The organism is Nitratidesulfovibrio oxamicus (assembly GCF_015731765.1).
In the GTDB taxonomy this organism is placed as follows: Bacteria; Desulfobacterota; Desulfovibrionia; order Desulfovibrionales; family Desulfovibrionaceae; genus Cupidesulfovibrio; species Cupidesulfovibrio oxamicus.
The window spans coordinates 1-1,947 of sequence record NZ_VRYY01000451.1 but is presented as its reverse complement, the minus strand read 5'-3'; the positions used below and the strand labels follow the sequence as shown (position 1 = coordinate 1,947).

1 protein-coding gene and 1 pseudogene are annotated in these 1,947 nt (G+C 68.3%); both read right to left on the bottom strand.

Annotated features, from left to right (window positions below; translation table 11 throughout):
• Nucleotides 1-255 (bottom strand): annotated as a pseudogene (locus FVW20_RS19785) (RNA pseudouridine synthase); the annotation flags it as partial.
• Nucleotides 245-1,747 carry a response regulator gene (locus FVW20_RS13830; RefSeq protein WP_196610070.1) on the bottom strand — a complete coding sequence of 501 codons (1,503 nt, stop codon included), beginning with the start codon at nucleotides 1,745-1,747 and terminating at the stop codon, nucleotides 245-247. The pseudogene FVW20_RS19785 and the gene FVW20_RS13830, both read right to left, overlap by 11 nt.
• Nucleotides 1,748-1,947: the final 200 nt, after the last annotated feature.

Here is a 1,947-nt window from a genome sequence, read left to right as displayed (position 1 = left end):
CACCCGCGTGCCCGGCTGGGCAGTGCGCCCGTCCAGCAGCACGGCATGGGTCAGCCACAGGCGGCGGCGTGCGCGCAGGCCTGCGCCGGGTGTGAGAAGGGGGGGGATGGGGCCTGCCCCGTTAGCGGGCTGGTCCGTCCGGGACAGCCGCTGTGCCAGCAACTGCGGCAACAGCCGGGCCAGGGCGGCATCAAGCCGGACGCCGTCGTCTTCCGGTGCGATGCATGCCGCCCCGGCGTGCGCCTCAGCGTTCACCGGAGGGGGCCGCCAGCGCCCGTTCCGCCGTGGACATGGCGCCCACGCGCAACGGCACGGCCACCCGGAAGGTGGCGCCGTTGCCGGGTTCGCTTTCCACCCAAACCCGGCCTCCATGCGCGGTGGCGATGCGTTTGACGATGGTCAGCCCAAGGCCGGTGCTGGCCTCGCCCGCCGTGGGCCGCGCACTGAGCTTTTCGAACGAGTGGAACATGCGCTCGCGTTCTTCGGGCAGGATGCCGGGGCCTTCGTCCGCCACCTCGAACACCGCTTCCGCGCCCTCCACGCGCACCGCCACATTGATGCACGTCTGCGGCGGGGTGAATTTCACCGCGTTGCTCAAGAGGTTGTCGAACACTTGGGCCATGCGGCGCGGGTCGAACATGCACTGGGCGTGCTCGAGCTGCTTGTCGATGCGGATGTTCTTGGCGCTCGCCGCCAGGGAGGCAAAGGACAGCCGTTCCGCCGCCAGCACGGCCAGGTCGCCGGGGTGCAGCACCAGGTCCAGCCTGCCGCTTTCGATGACGGAGACGTCCAGCAGGTCGTTGACCAGTTGGAGCATCTCGTTGCTGGCCTGATGCATGGTGCCCAGCACGCTGCGCTGGTCGTCGGTCAGCGGCCCCAGCACCCCGTCCAGCAGCAGGCGGCTGAACCCCCGGATGCCGTTGATGGGGTTGCGCAGGTCGTGCGCGGCCATGCCCAGGAAGCGGTTCTTGACGTCGTTCAGCTCTACAAGGGTGCGGGCGCGTTCCACCGTTTCCACGTTCTGGAGCACGCGGCAGTAAAGTTCCTCGCGCAGGAAGGGCTTGGTGATGAAGTCGTCGGCGCCGTTCTTGATGAACTCCACGGTAAGCGGGCGTTCGGCGTGGACGGAAACGCCCATGATGGCCAGCGTCTCGCGCGGGTAGCGTTCGCGGATGCGGCGGGTCAGCTCCAGCCCGTCCATGTCGGGCATCATGAAATCGGTGATCACCAGCATCACGTCGGGGTTGCGCTCCAGCACGCGCAGGGCCGTGGGGCCGCCCGACGCCTCGTATACCTGGAACATGTAGCGGCGCAGCTCTTCCTTCATGAAGGTGCGCATGGAGGGCGAATCGTCCACCACCAGGATCTTGGCCGTGCGGTTGCGGTGCAGCCGGTCCACGGCGCGCACCACGTTGTCCACGGCGTGCTCGTCCTTGATGATGTAGTCGATGACGTCCTTGGAAAGGATGTAGCGGCGCGTGGTGTCGTCCAGGCGAGAGGTGAACACCAGCGACGGCACCTTGCGGGCGCGTGCCTGGTCCACCACTTCGCCGTCGGGGGCGTCGGGCAGGGTAAGGTCGAGGATGGCGAGGAACAGGTTGGAACCCTGCTCGTCCATTATGCGGACGGCCTCGGCGCACGTGCCCGCCGTGAGCACGGAAAAACCGAGCCGTTCGGCTATGCGCGTGCGCAGTTCGTCTGCGCTGGCGCGGCTGTCCTCGACAATGAGGATGAGCGGATGCGTCATGGTGCTCCGTGCGGGCGTGCTGGCTTGCCGGTCACCCGGGAAGGGAACGGCAGGGGCAGGGTGCGTCATTTCACACGGATTTGCAAGCACCCGCGCAGAGCCCGGACGCCATGGCCCGGCGGTGCATCCGCCAGGGCGGATGGCAGCGCAGGCGGCCACGCAGGGGATGTGCCGCACGCCAGCGCACGGCGCGCCCGCAT